This window comes from Streptomyces sp. NPDC059851 (assembly GCF_042732005.1).
Lineage (GTDB): Bacteria > Actinomycetota > Actinomycetes > Streptomycetales > Streptomycetaceae > Streptomyces.
The window spans coordinates 1-19,660 of record NZ_JBHWJJ010000003.1 but is presented as its reverse complement, the minus strand read 5'-3'; the positions used below and the strand labels follow the sequence as shown (position 1 = coordinate 19,660).

The following is a 19,660-nucleotide window of genomic DNA, read 5'->3' as shown; positions in this document are numbered from 1 at the left end:
GGTGGCCCGTGGCCGATGGCCGGTGGGCGAGGGCCGGTGGCCCGTGGCCCGTGGCCCGTGGCCGATGGCCGATGGCCCGTGGCCGATGGCCGGTAGCCGGTGGGCGGTTGCCGATCGCGCGGGCCGCCGCGGCGGGCGAGGGAAGCCGGTCGGGTCAGTCCAGCACTCGGGTGAGGTAGGCGTGCATCATGGTGCGGGTTTCCGCGACGATCGCCGGATCGCCCGCCGGGTCGGCCCGGAAGGCCAGCTTGGTCAGCGCGTCCGTGGCCTCGACGGCGACGAGGACCGCCCGCTCCAGGTCCGGGCCCGGGCTGAGGCCGAGGTGCGCGCCGAGGAGTTCGGTGAGGCGTACGGCGACGATCCGGTTGGGGTCGGCGGCGGGCCCCTCCTCGGGCGGGGCGGGCACCCCGAAGTCGACGAGCGCGAAACCGGGCACGGTGCGCTTCATGGCCAGGTACTCGTCCAGCACGGCGTCGACGACCGGCCGCCAGTCGTCGGCCGGGAGGTCGGCGAGGCGCTCCGCGATGGCCCCGGTGTACCGGTCCAGGTTGCGGTGGGCGAGGGCGACGGCCATGGCGCGCTTGTTGCCGAAGAAGCGGTACACCGAGCCGATCGGCACGCCGGCGCGCAGGGCCACGGCGCGGGTGCTGAGGTTCTCGTACCCGGTCTCGTCGAGGAGTTCGGCGCAGGCGTCGAGGATCCGGGTGAGCCGTTCGGCGCTGCGCTGCTGGACGGGTGTACGGCGCAAGGGATGGGTGGGCGGCACGGGTCCATCATGCCGTTCCGGGGGCGTGGTTCCAGCCGTCGGCCCGGGCGCGGCCCGTGCGGCGTCCGACGCGGGCTCAGTTCAGTAGGAGGCCGATGCCGCCCAGGGTGTACGTGATCATCAGCGCGAGCAGGGGGAGCTGTCCGGTCACGGCCCGGTGCCGCGGGAAGAGGCGTACGGCGCGGTCGTGGGCGGCGACCACGCCGAGGACGTGGCCGGTGACGACGGCGATGACCTGCAGGGCGGCGAGGCCGCCGGAGCCCAAGGGGGACAAGGGATCCGGCCCGTTGTCAGTGCCGAGTGCCATGCTTACCGTGCGTGGTCCTTCGGTCACGAGGAGGGAGAAGTAGTGGGCGATGAGATAGCCGAGCGCGATCGGCACGAGTGAGTGCGCGAAGGCGGTGAGCGGTCCGGGGTGCGGTCCGCTGACCAGGCGGGTGGCCGCCGCGCACAGGCAGTAGAGGGTGGCGACGAGGGCGACGGAAGCAAGCAGTCCGAGGGTGGCCGTGGGGGTGCGGCCGAGGGGGGAGGTCTGGAGGGTGTCGATCCACGCAGGGTTGTCGCTGAAGCCGTCGTAGGCGGTGGAGCCGAGCAGGACGCAGACGGTGGCGACGAGTCCGGGCCGCTCGGGCGTCGCGTCGAGTCCGTGGAAGGGGTTGCGCAGCACGAGACGGCCGTCGTGGCGGCGGCCCAGGGGGGAGAGCCGGGCCAGGAGGGCGGAGTACGCCTCGAAGGCGTCACCTTCGTCGAACCAGCGCTCGCCGTAGCGGGCGGCGAACGCGAGGTGGGTGCTGGTGTAAGCGGCGAGAGCGATCAGGAGGGTGGTGGTGGACGCGGGATCGGGAGCGGCGAGTTCGAGCCAGGTGAAGCCGAACAGCCCGGCGGCGGCGGGCCATTGGCCGAGTCGGGCGGGAAGGGGGGTGGGCCGGCGCGGGGGCGGCGGGAACATGGGCGGCCGTGTCCGCATCCGCAGCCGCAGGCGTAGGCGGTGTAGGAGGCGGTGCAGGGTGCGCAGCGGGTTGAGGAGGCGCCAGACGGGGCCGAGGAGGAGGGAGGCGGGTACGAGTCCGACCCAGAAGAGGACGTAGACGGCTCCGGGGCCGGGGTTGCGATCGGGGTCGTCGGGAGCGAGGAGGAGGGAGGCGAGCAGGGCCAGGAAGGCGGCGAGGCCGAGCCCGCGGAGGGCGGTGCGGGTGGCGGGCGCGTCGGTGATCCGCTGGAGGCCGGCCGGCAGGGCGAGGCCGGACCGGTCGCCGCGGAACCGCGAGGAGGACCACAGCAGACCGAGGGCGAGGAAGGAGACGAAGAGTGCGGTGAAGGCGCCGGCGAACGCGTAGAAGGGAGAGATCGGGAGATCGTGCTGGGAGCCGATGCCGTGCGCGAGCGCGGTGACCGGGTCCGCGGCGGCCGGGTCCGGGACCACGCCCCGGCTGCCGGGGGCGGCGTCCGGCCAGGTCACGGACCGCGGGTGCGTGCCCGAGGACGGAGACACGGACGGGGACAGGGACGGATACGGGGACGGGGGCTGGTAGGAGCTCATCGGACGAGGAGCTGGGTCAGCACGAGGCGGGACTCGTGGGTCTCGACTTCGAACAGGCCGGTGCGGTCGGCCGTCAGGACCAGGGTGGCCTCCTGGCCTGCCGGCAGGGCGATTTCCTTGTCGTAGCCGTGGACGTGCAGGGTGTCCGCGCGGTCGCTGGTGACGCGCAGGGCGACGCGCTCGCCGCGCTTGAGCTCGGTGCGGCCGGGAGCGGGGACGACCTTGCCGTCCCGGACGGTGAGGGTCACCGTCCGGTCCGCCTGCGCCGGGGCGGATGCGGGCGGGGGCCCGGGCGGGGTCGCCGGGTGGCTGTGACCGCCGGGAGTGGCCGGGGCGGTGGCGGAGAGCGGCACGGTGCCCTCGACCGGCTTTCCGGCGACCGCCCAGGCGGTGTGGTCGTCCGCGTAGAGGCGGACGGTCAAGGTGTGCGGGCCCTCGGGCACCTGCGCCGCCGGCAGGTGGTACCAGGGGCCGTACAGGCGGGCCAGCTTGCGACCGTCGAGCTCCAGGTGGGCGTGGCCGGCTCCCGGGAGGGCGGCGCCGCCGGCGCTCTCGGGGGTGAACCGGAAGTTTTCCACCGTCAGCTGGAGGTTCCAGCCGTCCTCCGCGTCGGGGTGGGCGGTGACCCGCACCCGGGGCGCGCCCTCAGCGGGGACCTCGCGGAGGCGGTGGCCGGTGCCGTCGCGGACGTCGAGCAGCGTTCCGACGCTGCCGGTGGCCTGCTCGTGGCTGGTGCCGGGCTTGTGGTGGGTCGTGGCCCGGCCCCCGCAGCCCACCACGGCACCCCCGATCAACACCGCGACGGCAAACAGCCCCGCGCCCCGCCGAAGCCGCCGCCGAACACCCGCCGCCGCACGACCGTCCACCGCCGCGCCGGCGCCCGCCGCCGTACCGAGACCCACCAACGGGTCGGCGCACACCAACGAAACGGCACCCGCCGCCGGGCCGCCATCCACCACCGGGAAGCCCTCCGCAGCCGCCGTCCGCCCGCCGGTCCCCGTGCTCGCACCCCACGGTTCCCCGCCCGGCAGACCGCCCGGCGTCGCTCCGCCCACCCCCCGGCCCCGGGTACGACCGCCTGACCGGCCGCCCGCGGCCCCGACCTCGCGCATGTGCCCGGCCGGGGCCGGCCCGCCGTCCGGCGCACCGCCGTCCCCGCCCGCGGGACAACCCCGGCCCGTCCGGCCGCCGTCGGACGGCCATGACAGGGCTGCGGCCGGGGCCCCGCCGACCGACACGGGGAGGATCTCGGGCCGGGCACCGGCACCCCTCGCAGCTGTTGGGGCACCCGGAGCGGTCGCGGCACTCACCGCCGCGGAGTACCGGGCCGCGGGCCGGATACCGGGATCCGGCGGCGACCCGGCCTCGGCACCCGGCCGGCCACGGGCTCGCTCACTCCCGACCGGCGACCCCGCGGACATGGAGGGCCGGGGACCGTCGAACGGCCCCGCGGGGACTTCGACCCTGGGGCGGGCCTCGGGGCGGAGCACGCCCACCGGGCGTGAGGCCCCTGCGACCCCCGACGCGTTGTGGCAGGTTGCTGTGCCTGGCGCCGGGAGGGGTCGGGCCCCGATCAGCGTGCTGGGGCCGGGCTGCCGGACGGCATCAGTGCCCGAGTGGCCGGGGGGCGGCTCGTGGGCGGGCGGTCGGACCGCGGGCGCGGCGGGACGAGTGCCGGCGGGGAGTGCGGAGGCGGCTGCGGGGCGGGTGGTCACTGCGGTCTCCTGGGGTCGGGGCGCTTCGGGCGGCTGGCGGAAACTGCCGCCTGCCGTTCTGGCGTGGGGCCGGGTGGAGGCGCCGACTCGTCGGGTCGGACCTGCGCCCGGCGGGCCGGGACCGGGCCCGAGGTGCGCGCGCCCGTCTCGTCGGCTTGCGTTGCATCTGGCAGGGGGACGCAGGGGCTGGACTGGGTCTCCTCACGGGTAGCTGGCGACGGTGACGGTGGCGGAACCCGGATGGACGCCGGGTGCGGCCTGACCGGCGCCGTCTCGGTCAGTTGCGCGTCGCCCCCGGCCCGTGCCAGCGCGGCGGGCTGCGGGCCGGTGGGGTGACTGGCGGTGCGGTGGCGTGCGGGCGGTTCGGCCGGCGAGGGCCGCGGGTGCCTTCGGCGGGCGCTGTAGCGGCGGACCGGCGGTGGTCGGCGGGCATCCGCCTTGACGGGCTGGGGTGCGCGGCAGCTGCCCATACGACGGGCTGCCGGCGGACAAGGACGGGAGTGTGGGCCGGCGGGCGACGCGTGGGCGGGCCGCGCCTGGTCAGGATGCTGACGTGAACGGGGTGGACGTGAGCGGCAGGCGCCGGTGCGGCTGACGGTGGACGGACAAGGGACGGGAGTGGCGGCCGGCACCCACCGCCTCGGCTCAACGGGGGCGGTGGGCGACGGGATGCTGGCTCGGCGGGACCGGGGTCGGCGGCAAACATCTGTGCGGCGCGCTGCAGGCGGTGGGGTGGCGGGGGCTTCGTGGGGCGGTGTCGGGGGTGGGTGGGGGTGTCAGGGGGTGGGGGCGGGGGTGGCCGTCGGGGTCGGCGCGGTGGGGCGGGCCGGGGGCGGGCGGCGGGTGGAGGCGGCGGCTGCTGCCCAGACGATCCAGACGGCGGTGGTGAGGGCGCGGGCCCAGGCCGGGCTGACCGGGGTCCAGGGGACCATCAGGACGGCCTTGTCGAAGGCGTCGAGCAGTGTCATCCCGGCCAGGAGCAGGGTGAGCCGGGCGAGCCAGGGGCGGTCGGGGTGCAGGGCGAGGCCGGCGCCCGTCCACCACAGGCCGAGCAGGAGCAGGGCCACTGCCGGGACGGCGGTGGGGGTGAGCGGCATGGTGGAGCCGGCCACGTCCAGGGCCAGCCCGGCCAGTCCGAGCAGTGAGGCCGCCGTGCCCAGGCGGGAGTGCCGCAGACGGCGCCACCAGAGCACCCCGCCGACCAGCAGCAGCACTGCCGCCGCAGCCAGGGCGATCTGGGTCTCCACCCGGGCCAGGCCGCGCGCTCCGTACCAGTCGCAGCCGGCCGGGAGCCTGCGGGCCTGCACGTTGTAGTCGGCGCAGACGAGCAGCTGGGCGAGTTTCACCGGCTCGCCGACCAGCCGGGCCGAGGCTCCGGACACGTCGCCCCGGCGGTCCCCGCACTGCGGGAGGGTGCCGGGGCTGGAGCCGTCCGGGCCGGGCTGCCAGCAGTTGCCGCGGCCCTGGCCGTCCCACCACACGTCCATTCCGTTGGGGCGGGCGGCGCCGGACTTGTCCCTGCCGAGGACGTTCCCGGCGTACCGGTTGTGGTGCGAGGTGTCGGTCTGCTTGGACCACTCCTCCTCGCCCCGGATGAACGCGGGCACGGCCGAGAGGAAGAAGCCGGCGCGCCGGTGTCCGTACACCCAGTTGTGCTCGTAGACGTTCCAGTTGCCGCCCGCGGTGATGATGCCGGTGCCCGGCGGCATGGAGATCTGCGGGCAGACCACGCCCTGCTCGTAGCCGCGCTCGATCGGCGGTTTGGCGCAGGTGCCGTCGGCGACGTGCCGGTAGTAGTCCTGGTTGTTGTCGTGGATCAGGTTGCGCTCGAACTTGGCGTGGTTCTGCGGGAGTCCGGGGTGTCCGGGGAAGGCGCTGTCCATCGAGGCGCCGCCCATGTTCTGGTCGAACTCGTTGTCGTGCACCCACACCGAGTCCCCGGCGGTGCCGGAGTAGCCGACCATGTTGTGGTGGCTGCGGCAGCCGTTGATCTCGATGGAGTAGCGGGGGACCTCGTAGCCGCGGCCGTCGTTGATGTCGGAGGCGCTACCGGGGTAGATGCCGGAGTCGCCGTTCCCGTACGACTCGCAGTTCTTGTACAGGCCGTGGTCGCTGGCGAAGGTGAGGAAGCCGTACTCGTCGTTCCAGCGGGTCAGTACGTCGTCGATGACGAACCCGTCGGCGGCGAGGACGTACAGGGAGTTGAAGGTGGTGCGCTGGGCGGTGAAGTTGCGGAAGTAGACGCCGTCGGACTTGTCGGCCCGGACGGCGTTGAGCTTCTGGTACTTGGCGTCGATGATCACGTCCAGCCGGGACGCGCCGGTGCCCTCGATCTGCAGGTCCTTCTTTCCGAGGATGGCGACGAGGTTCTGGTTGTGGGGGCAGCGGGCCTGCTGCTCGTACGACAGGATCTGGTAGCCGAGCGCGGAGGAGGGGGCCTCCAGGGCGGCGCACTCCCCCGCCGGCTGCGGCAATGACGGCTCCTCCTCGTACAGGCCGGGGAGGACCGCGATGTTCATTCCGGGCCGGTCGACGGCGTCGACGGCTTCCTGCAGGTGCCGGTAGCCGGTCTTCTCGCAGCGCTCGTAGAGGGTGAGGTTGCGCTGCCGCAGGGCTTCGGGGAACGCGGCGATGCGGCGTTCGAAGGCGGGCCGGTCGGTCTTGCAGACGAGCAGGTCGGGCTCGGTCGCCCGGTACTGCGGTACGGATCCGGAGCCGTCCGGGAAGGTCACGGGGCGTTCTTCGTGCGCGCGGGCGGCGGGCGCGGCCGCGAGGAGGGTCAGGAGGGCCAGGAGGAGGCCGAGGGCGGCGGTGAGGCGGGCGGACAGGCGTGGTGGGAGGGCGGCGGTGAGGGGGGCGGTGAGGGGCGCCGCCGGCACGGCAGGGAACCTACGGGTCCACGGGGTCCACGACATGCGCGCGAGAGTAGAGCAATGTTCATGTTTTAGGAGCCCCCTCGACGCCCCCAATCCCGCCCCGCCACCCTCCCCCTCCCCCTCGCCCTCCCCCTCACCCTCCCCCTCCGTCACCCTTCCGTCGCCGCCCTCGACCCGCCGCCCCCACCCGCTGCGGCCCTCCGCCACTCTCCGGCCCGCCCACCAGCCAGTCCCCGCACTCCAGCCCGGGCGGTCACGAACCCCATTGACGTGCGCGGCGCGGAATCCTACTGTCAGCCATAGGATTCCTTCGACAGAGTGGAAGCAGCCATGAGCGAGCAGGCCAGGAAGACGGCCGAGGCCCTGGAGTACCTCAGCGGGTTCGGCAACGAGCACAGCTCGGAGGCCGTCCCCGGCGCCCTCCCCGCAGGCCGCAACTCGCCCCAGCGCGCCCCCCTCGGCCTGTACGCGGAGCAGCTCAGTGGCAGCGCGTTCACCGAGCCGCGCAAGCACAACCGCCGCTCGTGGCTCTACCGGATCCGCCCCTCGGCCGCGCACCCGCCGTTCATCCGGATCGACAACGGCGCCCTGCGCACCGCCCCCTTCACCGACGCCCCGGCCGACCCCAACCGCCTGCGGTGGAACCCGACGCCCGACCCGGCCCCGGGCACCGACTTCCTCTCCGGCTTGTGGACGCTCGGCGGCAACGGCGACGCCACGCAGCGATCCGGCATGGCGATCCACCTCTACTCCGCCAACGCCGACATGACGGACCGGGTGTTCAGCGACTCCGACGGCGAGCTGCTGATCGTCCCGGAGCGCGGCGGCCTGCTGCTGCGCACCGAGCTCGGCCTGCTCGCCGCGAAGCCGGGCGAGGTCGCCCTGATCCCGCGCGGCGTCCGCTTCCGCGTCGAGCTGCTCGACGACACCGCCCGCGGGTACGTCTGCGAGAACTACGGCACCCCCTTCGAGCTGCCCGACCTCGGCCCGATCGGCGCCAACGGCCTCGCGGCCGCCCGGGACTTCCGGGCCCCGGTGGCGGCGTACGAGGACGAGGACCGCCCGACCGAGGTGGTCAACAAGTTCTGCGGCAACCTGTGGGCGGCGACGTACGACCACTCCCCGCTCGACGTGGTCGCCTGGTACGGCACGCACACCCCGTACGTCTACGACCTGCGCCGCTTCAACGTCCTGGGCTCCATCAGCTACGACCACCCGGACCCGTCGATCTTCACGGTGCTGACCTCGCCCTCCGACACCCCCGGCCTGGCGGGCGTCGACTTCGTGGTCTTCGCGCCGCGCTGGCTGGTCGGCGAGGACACCTTCCGGCCGCCGTACTTCCACCGCAACGTGATGAGCGAGTACATGGGCCTGATCGAGGGCGCCTACGACGCCAAGGCCGAGGGCTTCGTCCCCGGCGGCGGCTCCCTGCACAACATGATGTCGGCGCACGGCCCGGACCGGGAGACCTTCGACAAGGCCAGCGCCGCCGAGCTGAAGCCGCAGAAGATCGACGACGGCCTGGCCTTCATGTTCGAGACCCGTTGGCCGATCGCCGTCACCGCCCAGGCGGCCGGCGCCGGCCACCTCCAGCCCGCGTACGACGATGTCTGGCAGGGGCTGGAGCGCCACTTCCGCGCCTAAGATGCCCCCGGCCCCTCCCCCGGCACCGGCCGAGGCGGGGAGGGGTCGACACCCGACGCCCCGTCCGTACGGAGACCGACCGTGACCGCCTTCGCCCCCGATTCCCTGGTACTCAACCGGAAGCTGCCGCTCTGGTACCAGGTGTCACAGTCGTTGCGCGCCTCGATACTGGGCCGCACCCCGGACGCCTCGCTGCGCCTGCCCACCGAGGAGCAGCTCGCCGAGCACTACGGGGTGAGCGTGCTGACGATGCGCCAGGCGCTGAAGGAGCTGGAGGGCGAGGGGCTCATCAGCCGGCACAGGCGGCGCGGCACGTTCATCGAGCCGGGTGCGCGGCGCGGTGCCCCGGTGCGGCTGCTGGGCTCGGTCGACGCCATCGTGGCGCAGCAGTCGGGCGACCGTACGACGGTCCTCGGACGGGAGCGGACCCCGGTGTCCGGGGAGTTGCTGGAGCACTTCCCGGACACGGCGGAGGTGGTCACGTACCGGCGGCTGCGGCACGACGGCGAGAGCGGCGAGCCGACGAACTGGGCGGAGAACGCCGTCCGTACCGAGGTCGCGGACGCGGTGGACCTGGAGGACCTGGCGCGCTGGCCGATGACCAAGGTGCTGCGGGACGTCGTCGGGGTGCGGATCAGCCGGATCACGGACACCGTGGAGGCGCGGCTCGCCGACCCGGAGACGGCCGAGCTGCTGCAAGTGCCGCTGCTGAGTCCGATCCTGCACTACACGGGCGTGACGTACGACGAGGACGGCCGGGTGGTGGACGTGGCGCGGATCCGGTACCGGGGCGACCGGTTCTCGTTCACGGTGACCGTCGAGGCGCACTGACCCGACCACTGCCGCACGGCGACCCGGGCGACCGGGACGACCCGGCGCGGCCCCGTAGGGCCCGGCCCTGGTAGGGCCCGGGTTTCGTAGGGCCCGGGTTTGGTAGGGCCCGGGTTGGGTAGGGCCCGGGTTTCGTAGGGCCCGGCACGGCCGGGTACCCCCGTACGGCCCGGTGCCGCCGGAGCGCTACTTCTCCTCGTCGTCCGCGGTGCGCTCGCCCTCGGCCTGCGACGGGGTGGTGCGCAGCGTGTCCGGGTGGTGGTGGGCCGCACGCTCCTTCTCGTCCATGTCCTCGTCGAGCCGCTCGCCCTCGGCCTGCGACGGAGTCGAGTATTCGTCGTACTGACTCATGACCACTCCTCGCATCCGCACGTTCCGCACGTTGCGTACGTTCCGTAGATGTTCCGTACATAAGGAGCGTAACGCTTCGGCGTGGGCGCAGCTCCGTGGACCGCCCCACCCCTGCGGCGCCTCGCTACCATCGACCGGGTGAGCGAAGACGTACCGCTGCTGGACGATCTGATGCCCTGGGCCGTGAGCGGCCCGCGCCTGGGCCGCACCTGGGTCGCAGGCCCCGACCCGGTAGCCCTGCGGACCCGCTGGGCGGTGCTGGCCCGGGCCGAAGGGGCCGAGCGGGAGCGCCTCTTCCGCCCGACCCGGCTCCGGTCGGTCACCACCGGGGCGGCCGCCCTGCCCGGCCAGCGTTCCACCTCCACCGCCGGCTTCGCCGACGCGCCCGGACCCTGCCCGGATCCGGTGCGCGTGCTGCACGCGCCCTTCGACGAGCAGTGGCTGCTGCCCGACCAGCGGCTCATCGACGCCTCCCGGCCACAGCTGTGGCGGGTCCTGGACGAGCACCAGGTCTTCACCGTCGAAACGCCGGCGCCCGGCGCCGGCCCGGGCGGTCTGCTCGTGACCCGGCACCTCCCGGCGGGCCCGCTGGGCGGCATCCGCCCGCTGCACCGGCGTCCCGGCGGCGCCGAGCCGAACCTCGCGCCGGGCCTGCTGCCGCTGCTGGCCGAGCGCTACGGCGGCCCGGTCGCCCCGCAGGACGTGCTGTGCTGGATCCTCGCGGCGGGCCGGCCGGGCCCGCGCGGCCACGAGGTGCCGCTCACCACCGACCCGGAGCGCTGGCACGCCGGGCTGGACCTCGGCCGGCGGCTGCTCGCGGTCCAGCTGCGCGGGGTGGACGGCGGCGAGCCGCCCCGGCTGCCGGGCGGGCGCCGGCCGTACGTGCGCTCGGCGATCCGGGCCTGGCCCGACGGGATCGACTGGGATCCGGAGACCGGGACGCTGAGCCTCGGGTCCGGGGCCGTCTCCCCGGTGCCGCGTTCCGCCTGGGAGTACGAGGTGCCGGGCGCGCCCGGCGGGTCCGGGGGCGCGGGAGCGGGCACGCGGGTGCTGCAAGCCTGGTTCGCCGCCCGTTGCGCGCACCGGGATCCCGGGGCCGAGGGGCTGGATGCGCTCGGCCCTGCCGAGTGGCCGCAGGCCTGGACCTCGGAGCTGCTGGCCCTGGTGACCACCTTGGCGCTGCTGGCCGATCTGGGCCCGGAGCGGGAGGCGTTCACGCCGGGACCGCTGCTGTCCCGCGCCGACCTGGCGGCAGCGGGGGTGGTGCCGCCGCCGCACTGGTCGCGGCGACCGGCGTCCGTGCTGGACCACCAGGAGGAGGGCCCGGGCGGCCAGTTCGCCCTGCTCTGACGCGGGCGGGGCCGGGCCGCGCCGCCGCGGGCCGCCGGGCCGCCGGGCCGCGCCGCGGGCCGCCGGGCCGCGCCGCCGCGGGCCGGGCGTCAGGCGGTCTCCCAGCCCCCCAGCAACCGGTTCATCGAGCGGTCGAACACCGCACCCATGTCGGAAGCCGCCTCCGCCACCGGGTACGCGTCCGTCACCGCGGCCCCCAACAGGGGGTACCGGCCGGTCGCGAGCGCCGAGCCCAGCCAGGCCGTGCGCACCGCGGTCTCCTCGGCCTCGCCCCAGGGCAGTGCACGGGCGCGCTCGGCCATCGCGAGCTCCCCCGCCACGAACGTGGCCACCGAGCCGTTGACCGAGGCGACGAGTTCCAACTTGTCGCCGCCGGACAGCTCCAGCGGTGCCAGGCAGGCCAGGCTGTGCTCCAGGTAGCGCAGGGCGTTCGGGCTGAACCCGTAGACCGGGGTCAGCAGCCGCGGCAGCCACGGGTGGCGGTGCATCAGCTGGCGCGTCTGGCGGGCCAGTGCCAGCAGGTCGGCCCGCCAGTCGCCGGTCGGCGGGGTCAGCTCGTACTCCCCGCTGACCGCGTCGACCATCAGCTCGTACAGGTCCTCCTTGCGCGGCACGTAGTTGTACAGGGACATCGTCCCGGCGCCGATGCCCGCGGCCACGCGCCGCATGGAGACGGCGTCGATCCCCTCGGCGTCGGCGATCCGCACCGCCTCGGCCGCGATCGACTCGCGGGTGTGCGCGGGCCGCGGTCCGCGGCCGGCGCGTTGCGGGCGGGTCCAGATCACTTCGGGTTCAGCGGGGCGCCCGCTGGGTGTCATCGCTCATCACCTCGCAACCATCGTAGTTACGTACACCGTACGTAGTGAGATAGGGTGCCCGGCATGAAAACTACGTACGCCGTACTTAGTGAGGGCTTGGAGAAGCGCTTCGAGGACGTCCACGCCCTGCGCGGGCTCGATCTGGCCGTGCCCGAGGGCGCGGTCTGCGGCCTCCTCGGCCCCAACGGAGCCGGCAAGACCACGGCCGTCCGCATCCTCACGACGCTCACCCGTCCGTCCGCCGGGCGCGCCCTGGTCGCCGGCCACGAGGTCACCACCGCCCCCGCGGCCGTTCGCCGGGCCATCGGGGTCACCGGCCAGTACGCCTCGGTGGACGGGGAACTGACGGGCCGCGAGAACCTGCGGCTGTTCGCCCGCCTCGCCGGACTGCGCGGTCGCTCCGGCCGGGTCCGCGCGGACGAACTGCTGGACCGGTTCGGCCTGGGAGAGGCGGCCGACCGGCTGGCGGGCACCTGGTCCGGCGGCATGCGCCGTCGCCTGGACCTGGCCGCGGGGCTGATCGCCCGCCCCCGGGTGCTGTTCCTGGACGAGCCCACCACGGGCCTCGATCCGGCGGCGCGCGAGCAGATCTGGACGGCCGTGCGCGCGCTCGCCGACGAGGGCACGACGGTGCTGCTCACCACCCAGTACCTGGAGGAGGCCGACCGGCTCGCCGACGACATCACCGTCGTCGCCGGCGGCCGGGCCATCGCCACGGGCACCCCGGCCGCGCTCAAGGCCCGCATCGGGGCGTACGCCGAGGTCACCGTCACCGGGGCCGGGGCGCTCCCCGGCGCGGCAGCAGTCCTGGACCGGATCACGGGCGGCCGGCCCGTCCTCGACGGGGAGCGACTGACCGTCGGGGCGACCGTCCTGGACCCCGGGCTGACGCTGCCGAGCATCATCCGCGCCCTCGACTCCGCCGGGATCCCGGTCACGGACGCGAGCCTGCGCCCGCCCACCCTCGACGAGGTGTTCCTGCGCCTGACCACCGTGAAGGAGCTCGCCGCATGAGCACCCTGCTACCGGACGGCGCCGCCGTCCTCACCCGCCAACTCCAGAAGGCCCGGCACGCGCCGGCCCTGTTGGCCCTCACCCAGACCATGCCGATCATGCTGCTGCTGTTCTTCGGCTACGTCTTCGGCAGCGCGCTCGCGATGCCGGGCTCCGAGTACCGGGAGTTCCTGGTGCCCGGACTGCTCGCCGCCACCGCCGCCAACGGACTGATGACCGGCATGTTCACGGCCGCGCAGGACGCCCACCGCGGGGTGGCGGACCGCTTCCGCACGCTGCCGATGAGCCGCGCGGCGGTCCCGCTGGGGCAGACCGCCGCCGATCTGGTGACCACGGCGGTCTCGATGGTGCCGCTGATACTGGTGGGGCTCGCGATGGGCTGGCGGGTCGAGAACGGGCTGCCCGGAGCCCTGGGGGCCCTGGGCGTGCTGCTGCTGTTCCGCTTCGCCACCTCGTGGGTGGGGGCGTACCTCGGCCTGGTGAGCCGGAGCGAGGAGGCGGCGGGCCAGCTCGGCAGCGCCACCTTCGTCCTGCCGATGCTGTCCAGCGCGTACCTGCCGACCGGCGGGCTGCCCGGGTGGCTGCGCACCCTCGCCGAATGGAACCCGATCAGCGCCGTCGCCACGGCCGTCCGCACCCTGTGCGGGAACGCGGGCGGAGAGGCGGCGGCGGGTGCCGCCTGGCCCGCGGCCCACCCCGTGGCCGGGGCGGTGCTCTGGTCGGTGGCGCTGCTGGCGCTCTTCGGGCCGCTGGCGGCACGCAGGTTCGCGCGCGGCCGGGGCTGAACCGCGCGGACGCCCCCACGGCGTGCTGCGCGCCGCACGGGGCGGGGGTAGGGGACGGGGGACGGGCGACGGAGGGCGGGCGTCGAGGGGCGAAGGGCACGTCACGGGCAGGATCCGGTCGTCCGGTCGGGCATTCCGCGGTAGGGGGTGACAGGACCCGCCCCCACCCGGTAGGCATCGACGTCATGGAACACTCGCCCGAACCCCTGCCCCTGGACGGGATCACTGTCGTCGCCGTCGAGCAGGCCGTGTCCGCGCCCTTCGCCACCCGCCAGCTAGCCGATCTCGGCGCCCGGGTGATCAAGGTGGAGCGCCCCGACGGCGGCGACTTCGCACGCGGCTACGACACGGCCGCGCACGGCCTCGCCTCGCACTTCGTGTGGGCCAACCGGGGCAAGGAGTCGATCGCGCTGGACCTGAAGGACCCGCGCGGCAGGGAGGTCCTGCACGGCTTGCTCGACGGGGCGGACGTGTTCGTGCAGAACCTGGCACAGGGTGCGGCGGCGCGGCTCGGGCTGGACTCGGCGGCGCTGTGCGCGCGGTACCCACGGCTGGTGGCGGTGGACGTCTCCGGGTACGGCGCGGAGGGCCCGTACGCCCACAAGCGCGCCTACGACATGCTCGTGCAGTGTGAGGCGGGGCTGGTCTCGGTGACGGGCACGCCGGAGCAGCCCGTGAAGGCGGGCATCCCGGCCGCGGACATCGCAGCCGCGATGTACGCCTTCTCGGGGGTCCTCGCGGCGCTGGTGCGGCGCGGGGTCACCGGGCGCGGGGGCCGGGTGGAGGTGTCCATGCTCGACGCGCTCGCCGAGTGGATGGGGCATCCCCTGCACCACACGGTGCACGGCGGGCGGCAGCCCGTCCGGACGGGGCTCGCCCATGCGGTGATCGCCCCGTACGACGCCTATCCGACGGCGGACGGCGACCGGGTGCTGCTGTCGGTGCAGAACGACCGGGAGTGGCGCCGCCTCGCCGAACAGGTGCTGCAGCGGCCCGAGTTGGCCGACGACCCGGATTACGCGACGAACGCGGCGCGCACCCGCGGGCGGGAGGCGACCGATGCCGTGGTGGCGGAGGCGCTGGCCCTGCTGGACGCCGATGAGGCGATCGGCCGGCTGGAGGCGGCGGGCATCGCCTGTGCCCGCCTGAACTCGGTGGAACAGCTCGCGGAACACCCGCAGTTGGCGGCACGGGGCCGCTGGCGCGAGGTGGGTTCACCGGTGGGCCCGCTGCGGGCACTACTGCCGCCGATCGGGCTGCCGGGAGGTCCGGCACCGCACATGGGTGCGGTGCCCGCACTCGGCGAACACACCGAGGCCCTGCTGCGCGCCCTGGGGATGTCGGGCGCGCAGATCACGACACTGCGCCGGGATGGAGTGGTTGCGTAGGGCCGGGGCGAAACTTCTCGGGGTCGGGGACGGTTCTTACGAGCGGCGGCTACCGAAGAGCGAGCGGCGCAGGCGGCGGAGCGGCGCGAAGAGCGAAACGCGCGCGCTCCGGCTGCGCAGCCGGTGCGTGTGGTCGCGAGCGGTGAGCTCGCGCATCAGCAGGGTCGCCTCGGCGACCTCCCGGTGGGGGACGGCGGGTCCGCCCAGTACGGCGAGGTGGCGGTCGAGGCGCGAGCTGGTCGCGCTGCTGCCGCAGGTGATGGCAGGCACGCGGGGCGGCCTGCTGCGCATTGCTATCTGTTCCATCTTTCTCTCCCCACCCGTACGAAGGCACCCGGCCCGGGCAGGTTAACCCTATCGCCCCCGAGATGCGCTCGGGTATCCCGGTGCTGTGAATTACCCCTATGTGTCGGGGAGTTGACGATTACTCAGCGGAGTCGACGGTTACTCTCCGCAAGGTGAGGGAGTTTCAGGAACCACCGGGGGCGATTCCCGCCTGCACAACAGGGCCCGGACGGCCGGCGCTGCGGTAACGTGGAGTGACCACCCGATGACGCATCGCCGCCGCACCGGGCGCAGGGGGTGCGCGGATGCATTGGACGCACAGGGGGCGCGCGTGACCGACAGCCGGGGTGGCACGGAGACGGACGGCGAGCCGGGCGCCGGCCCCGGCCGGGTCGTCGCGGGGCGGTACCGACTGCTCGGCCTGCTGGGCCGGGGCGGCATGGGCACCGTATGGCGGGCGCGGGACGAGGTCCTGGCCCGCGAGGTGGCCGTCAAGGAGGTACGCGCCCCGGCGGGGCTGGACGGGGCCGAGGTCGGGCGGTTGTACCGGCGGCTCGAACGGGAGGCCTGGGCGGCTGCCCGGGTCTCGCACCGCGGGGCAGTCACCGTCTACGACGTGGTCACCGAGGAGGGCCGCCCCTGGATCGTGATGGAGCTGGTCCGGGGGCTCTCGCTGGCCGAGGTGCTGGAGGCGGAGGGACCGCTGACCCCGCAGCGCACCGCGCACCTGGGCGAGCAGGTGCTCGGTGCGCTGCGGGCCGCGCACGAGGTGGGGGTGTTGCACCGGGACGTCAAACCCGCCAACGTCCTGCTCGGCAACGACGGCCGGGTGGTGCTGGGCGACTTCGGGATCGCCCGACTGGAGGGCTCGACGGCGATCACGCGGACCGGCGAGGTGGTGGGCTCGCCCGAATTCCTCGCCCCCGAGCGGGCGGTGGGGCGCGAGCCGGGCCCCGCCTCGGACCTGTGGTCGCTGGGAGTGCTGTTGTACGCGGCCGTCGAGGGGGTCTCGCCGTTCCGCCAGGACACCCCGCTGACCACGCTGCGGGCCGTGGTGGACGGCGAGTTGCCGCCGCCGCGGCGGGCAGGGCCGCTGACGCCCGTACTGGAGGGGCTGCTGCGCAAGGACCCGGAGGAACGGCTGCCGGCGGCGGAGGTCGCCCGGATGCTGCGGATCGTCGCGGCGGGCGGGTCCCTCCGGGACCCGGGCGGACCACGGTCGGAGCCGGGCTTCCCCGTGGCGCCGGCACACAACGGCGCGGGCGCACGGGCGGGGGCGGCTACGGCTCTCGGGTCAGGGGCCGGGGTGACACCGCCACTGCCGATGCCGGCGCCCGTTCCTCCACCGTCCGCCCCGGGACCCGGGTACGACTCCGGGCAGCGCCCGGGACCGGCCGGGGCGGTGCTGGCCGCCGGCATCGTGGTGCTACTGCTGGCGTTGGCGGCCCTGGGCTGGCTGTTGGTGCGGGACCGGTCCGCCGGGGACGGCTCCGGATCGGGCGGCGGGCCTGCCGCCACGGGTGGTGCGACCGCCCCGTCGGCGGCGGCGGGCCCCTCCGGTACGGCGGGCGCCGCGACGCCGGGTTCCGCCTCCGCTCCGGCCTCCTCCTCCGCGCCCGCGTCCGCCTCTGCCTCCGCTTCCGCCTCGGCATCGGCTTCGGATTCGGCTTCGGCTTCGGCCGCGCCCTCGCCGCGGGTCGTGGTCTCCGTCCGTACCGTGCGCGGGGAGTACCGCGGGACGTGCCCGCCGGCCGCCTCGGGGGCGCCGTACTTCACGGCCACCGTCGAGGTGGAGAACCGGCCGGCCGTGCTGGAGTACCGGTGGGTGACGCGGAGCGGGACTCCCCCCACCCCGGGCTGGCAGTCCGTCACCTACACCGCGGACGGGCCGGCGGGCCGACAGCTGGAGCACACCGCTCTCGGCCACCGCGCGGGCGGGACCGTAGACGACGCGGTCCGCCTGGAGGTGCGGGGGCCCGTGTCCCTGGTTTCGCAATGGGTGGGGTTCTCGGTGACCTGCGAGGAGGAGACCCCGACGGGCGGGGCCCCCTCCCCCGGCGCGAGCGGTTCGCCGGACCCGGCGGCGTCACCGGACCCGGCGCCCGCGCCCTGAGGCCCGCCGCGGGGGTCAGGCCTTGCTGCGGAAGACGGGCAGGTAGCCGCCGGACTGCCCGGCCGCCGTCGGGTGGTACGACTCGCCGATGTTGAGCCAGTTGACGCTGTGCAGCCACGCGTCGCCGGAGCAGATCTCGTGGCCGGTGAAGGCACCCGCGACCGGGGCGAAGGTGAAGCCGTGGGCGGTGGCGCGCTTGCTGATCGCGGCGTTCAGGTGGTCGGCCGCGCCGTTGATGGCGGAGCGCTCGCCCTCGGTGAGGCCGGCGACGCAGGTGCCGTTCAGCTTGTAGAAGCGGGGGTAGCCGAGGACGACGACGCGGGCGGCGGGCGCCCGGCCGCGGATGGCGCCGTAGACCTGGTCGAGCTGACCGGGCAGGGTGGAGTCGACGTACGCCTTGGCCTGGTTGATGCGGTTGACACAGGTGGACTCGGACTGCAGCACACAGGTGGTCATGACGTCGGCGAAACCGGCGTCGTTGCCGCCGATGGTGATGCTGACCAGGTCGGTGCCCGGGTTCAGCGGGCCGAGCTGGCCGGAGAGTACGTCGCCCGTACGGGCGCCGGAACAGGCTGTGAAGGCGAAGGTCTGCGGGGAGTTGACGGCGGCCCACAGGGCCGGGTAGGCGCGGTTCGTGCGCTTGCAGGCACCGCTGGAGCTGTCGTAGTTGCCGGCGCCGACGCCGGAGGAGTACGAGTCACCGAGGGCGACGTAGCCGAAGTCGGCCGTGGCGGCGGAGGCCTGGCCGGCGCCGAACAGGACGGCGCCCGCGGCGAGTAACAGGGAGGAGGTCCAGGCGGCAAGGCGTGGCAGACGTCCCAAGGGCATGGTGCGGCTCCTCAAGGGTGTGGGGGGGGTACTCAGGAGTCGGGGTTACTCCTGAGTCCGTGGTACAAGGAGCCCGGGATGGCTGGAAGTGTTCATGCCAAGGAGATCTGGCGCAGAGTTGCGCCCCGAACCTTCACCGCGACGGCGTTTGACCGGGGAAGGCGCGCACCCGTTCCGGCGAACACGGGTGCACGGGGGCAGTTCGTGCCGGATCATGGGCGCCATGCCAGCCAATCCGCATGATGCGCTGCCGATCCGGCTCAACGTCGACGACAGCGATTCGCCCTCGGACATCGTGGACGCGCTGTTCCTCGGCCGGTTCGCATCCGGCGAGCAGCCGTACTCACGCAGCGTCACCATCGAGCGGGTGAAGGCGGAGGCGACCCTGCTGCCGGCCGCGGCCACCGTGCTGCGCTCGGCACGCGACTCCGACCGCAGCGCCGTCCTGGCGGAGGGCGAGGGCTGGACGGTGCTCGTGTCCCGCTGGAGCCGCGGCGCGGACGTGACGGTGACGGCGGTCAGCGACGAACTCGCCGCCGGGGTCCTCGGCGAAGCCACCGACGGCGCGCAGGACGAGCCCGAACCGCAGCCGGAGAACGTCACGATGGGGTTCTGGTACGTCTCCCCGCGCCGTGGCCCGTACCGCACGACCCGTCAGATCAGCGCGGGTACCTGGGCGGAGGTGCGGCCCAACTACACCGCACCGGTGGCCTCGGCCATGGACCGCCTGATGAAGGTGACCCCGGACGACATCGCCGGCCGGCTCCTGCTGCTGCACGGCCCGCCGGGGACGGGGAAGACCTCGGCGCTGCGGACCCTGGCCCGGTCGTGGCGGGACTGGTGCCAGGTGGACTGCGTCCTGGACCCTGAGCGGCTGTTCAACGACGTCGGCTACCTGATGGACATCGCGATCGGCGAGGACGAGGGCACGGCGAAGGGCCGGTGGCGGCTGCTCCTGTTGGAGGACTGCGACGAGCTGATCCGCGGCGAGGCGCGGCACACGGCCGGCCAGGCCCTGTCCCGTCTGTTGAACCTGACGGACGGTCTGCTCGGCCAGGGCCGCAACGTGCTGGTCGGGGTCACCACCAACGAGGACCTGGAGCGGCTGCACCCGGCGGTGGTCCGCCCGGGGCGCTGCCTGGCCCGCATCGAAGTCGGCAAGCTCACGCACCGCGAGGCCGTGGAGTGGCTGGGCGCCGAGGAGGGGGTCTCCCGCGAGGGCGCCACCCTGGCCGAGCTGTTCGCCCTGCGCCGGGGCACGGGCCCGGCGGCCGTACTGCCGCCGCAGGGCCACGGGGCGGACGCCGGGCTCTACCTCTGAGACCGACTCCGGGCCGGAGCCGGGCCGGGGCCGGG

Annotated in this window: 16 protein-coding genes; 8 read left to right on the top strand and 8 right to left on the bottom strand. The window is 74.6% G+C overall.

What is annotated here, in order from left to right; genetic code table 11:
• Positions 1–154: 154 nt before the first annotated feature.
• The 4 genes from ACFV7Q_RS01250 to ACFV7Q_RS01235 all read right to left on the bottom strand — a co-directional run bounded on the left by ACFV7Q_RS01250 (position 155) and on the right by ACFV7Q_RS01235 (position 6,936).
• Positions 155–766 carry a TetR/AcrR family transcriptional regulator gene (locus ACFV7Q_RS01250; RefSeq protein WP_385422271.1) on the bottom strand — a complete coding sequence of 204 codons (612 nt, stop codon included), beginning with the start codon at positions 764–766 and terminating at the stop codon, positions 155–157.
• Positions 767–842: 76 nt separating this feature from the next.
• Positions 843–2,189 (bottom strand): hypothetical protein, encoded by a 1,347-nt coding sequence (locus ACFV7Q_RS01245; protein WP_385422450.1) that lies wholly within the window; start codon positions 2,187–2,189, stop codon positions 843–845.
• 113 nt (positions 2,190–2,302) lie between these two features.
• Positions 2,303–3,100, bottom strand: a complete 798-nt coding sequence (locus ACFV7Q_RS01240) for a hypothetical protein (RefSeq protein ID WP_385422269.1) — start codon at positions 3,098–3,100, stop codon at positions 2,303–2,305.
• 1,697 nt (positions 3,101–4,797) lie between these two features.
• Entirely contained in the window at positions 4,798–6,936 is a 2,139-nt protein-coding gene (locus tag ACFV7Q_RS01235) for a right-handed parallel beta-helix repeat-containing protein (protein ID WP_385422267.1), read from the bottom strand.
• Positions 6,937–7,227: 291 nt separating this feature from the next.
• Between ACFV7Q_RS01235 and hmgA the strand changes: the two genes are divergently transcribed.
• Together hmgA and ACFV7Q_RS01225 are read left to right on the top strand one after the other, a co-directional pair.
• Entirely contained in the window at positions 7,228–8,541 is a 1,314-nt protein-coding gene (gene hmgA, locus ACFV7Q_RS01230; protein WP_385422265.1) for a homogentisate 1,2-dioxygenase, read from the top strand.
• Between the two features lie 81 nt (positions 8,542–8,622).
• Positions 8,623–9,372 carry a GntR family transcriptional regulator gene (locus ACFV7Q_RS01225; protein WP_385422263.1) on the top strand — a complete coding sequence of 250 codons (750 nt, stop codon included), beginning with the start codon at positions 8,623–8,625 and terminating at the stop codon, positions 9,370–9,372.
• A 186-nt stretch (positions 9,373–9,558) separates the two neighbouring features.
• Here the strand turns inward: ACFV7Q_RS01225 and ACFV7Q_RS01220 are convergent, their stop codons facing one another.
• Positions 9,559–9,723: a hypothetical protein gene (locus ACFV7Q_RS01220; RefSeq protein ID WP_385422261.1), complete on the bottom strand. Its 165-nt coding sequence runs from the start codon at positions 9,721–9,723 to the stop codon at positions 9,559–9,561.
• Positions 9,724–9,861: 138 nt separating this feature from the next.
• Here ACFV7Q_RS01220 and ACFV7Q_RS01215 point away from each other — a divergent pair, with 138 nt between their 5' ends.
• Complete coding sequence (locus ACFV7Q_RS01215; RefSeq protein ID WP_385422259.1) at positions 9,862–11,073, top strand: type ISP restriction/modification enzyme; 1,212 nt, start codon at positions 9,862–9,864, stop codon at positions 11,071–11,073.
• Between the two features lie 89 nt (positions 11,074–11,162).
• Here the strand turns inward: ACFV7Q_RS01215 and ACFV7Q_RS01210 are convergent, their stop codons facing one another.
• Positions 11,163–11,891: a TetR/AcrR family transcriptional regulator gene (locus ACFV7Q_RS01210; RefSeq protein WP_385422257.1), complete on the bottom strand. Its 729-nt coding sequence runs from the start codon at positions 11,889–11,891 to the stop codon at positions 11,163–11,165.
• A gap of 63 nt (positions 11,892–11,954) precedes the next feature.
• On the opposite strand from ACFV7Q_RS01210, the gene ACFV7Q_RS01205 reads away from it, so the two are divergent.
• From ACFV7Q_RS01205 to ACFV7Q_RS01195, 3 genes are all read left to right on the top strand, one after another.
• Complete coding sequence (locus ACFV7Q_RS01205; protein WP_385422255.1) at positions 11,955–12,905, top strand: ATP-binding cassette domain-containing protein; 951 nt, start codon at positions 11,955–11,957, stop codon at positions 12,903–12,905.
• A complete protein-coding gene (locus ACFV7Q_RS01200; protein WP_385422253.1) occupies positions 12,902–13,690 on the top strand; it encodes an ABC transporter permease in 789 nt (262 codons plus the stop codon). Before ACFV7Q_RS01205 ends, ACFV7Q_RS01200 begins: the two co-directional genes overlap by 4 nt.
• 185 nt (positions 13,691–13,875) lie before the next feature.
• Positions 13,876–15,078: a CaiB/BaiF CoA transferase family protein gene (locus ACFV7Q_RS01195; RefSeq protein WP_385422251.1), complete on the top strand. Its 1,203-nt coding sequence runs from the start codon at positions 13,876–13,878 to the stop codon at positions 15,076–15,078.
• 36 nt (positions 15,079–15,114) lie between these two features.
• Here ACFV7Q_RS01195 and ACFV7Q_RS01190 read toward each other — a convergent pair whose 3' ends face one another.
• Positions 15,115–15,384, bottom strand: a complete 270-nt coding sequence (locus tag ACFV7Q_RS01190; RefSeq protein WP_385422249.1) for a hypothetical protein — start codon at positions 15,382–15,384, stop codon at positions 15,115–15,117.
• A 310-nt stretch (positions 15,385–15,694) separates the two neighbouring features.
• Here ACFV7Q_RS01190 and ACFV7Q_RS01185 point away from each other — a divergent pair, with 310 nt between their 5' ends.
• Entirely contained in the window at positions 15,695–17,476 is a 1,782-nt protein-coding gene (locus ACFV7Q_RS01185) for a serine/threonine-protein kinase (RefSeq protein ID WP_385422247.1), read from the top strand.
• Positions 17,477–17,491: 15 nt separating this feature from the next.
• On the opposite strand, the gene ACFV7Q_RS01180 is transcribed toward ACFV7Q_RS01185, so the two are convergent.
• On the bottom strand, positions 17,492–18,304 hold the full coding sequence (locus ACFV7Q_RS01180; RefSeq protein ID WP_385422245.1) for an SGNH/GDSL hydrolase family protein: 813 nt from the start codon (positions 18,302–18,304) through the stop codon (positions 17,492–17,494).
• Between the two features lie 214 nt (positions 18,305–18,518).
• Here ACFV7Q_RS01180 and ACFV7Q_RS01175 point away from each other — a divergent pair, with 214 nt between their 5' ends.
• Entirely contained in the window at positions 18,519–19,625 is a 1,107-nt protein-coding gene (locus ACFV7Q_RS01175) for a DUF5925 domain-containing protein (RefSeq protein ID WP_385422243.1), read from the top strand.
• Positions 19,626–19,660: the final 35 nt, after the last annotated feature.

Coding starts and splice junctions, on each gene's coding strand:
- ACFV7Q_RS01235 (WP_385422267.1), bottom strand. CDS start 6,936: ATGTCGTGGACCCCGTGGACCCGTAGGTTCCCTGCCGTGCCGGCGGCG.
- hmgA (WP_385422265.1), top strand. CDS start 7,228: ATGAGCGAGCAGGCCAGGAAGACGGCCGAGGCCCTGGAGTACCTCAGC.
- ACFV7Q_RS01220 (WP_385422261.1), bottom strand. CDS start 9,723: ATGAGTCAGTACGACGAATACTCGACTCCGTCGCAGGCCGAGGGCGAG.
- ACFV7Q_RS01210 (WP_385422257.1), bottom strand. CDS start 11,891: ATGACACCCAGCGGGCGCCCCGCTGAACCCGAAGTGATCTGGACCCGC.
- ACFV7Q_RS01205 (WP_385422255.1), top strand. CDS start 11,955: ATGAAAACTACGTACGCCGTACTTAGTGAGGGCTTGGAGAAGCGCTTC.
- ACFV7Q_RS01200 (WP_385422253.1), top strand. CDS start 12,902: ATGAGCACCCTGCTACCGGACGGCGCCGCCGTCCTCACCCGCCAACTC.
- ACFV7Q_RS01195 (WP_385422251.1), top strand. CDS start 13,876: ATGGAACACTCGCCCGAACCCCTGCCCCTGGACGGGATCACTGTCGTC.
- ACFV7Q_RS01190 (WP_385422249.1), bottom strand. CDS start 15,384: ATGGAACAGATAGCAATGCGCAGCAGGCCGCCCCGCGTGCCTGCCATC.
- ACFV7Q_RS01180 (WP_385422245.1), bottom strand. CDS start 18,304: ATGCCCTTGGGACGTCTGCCACGCCTTGCCGCCTGGACCTCCTCCCTG.
- ACFV7Q_RS01175 (WP_385422243.1), top strand. CDS start 18,519: ATGGGCGCCATGCCAGCCAATCCGCATGATGCGCTGCCGATCCGGCTC.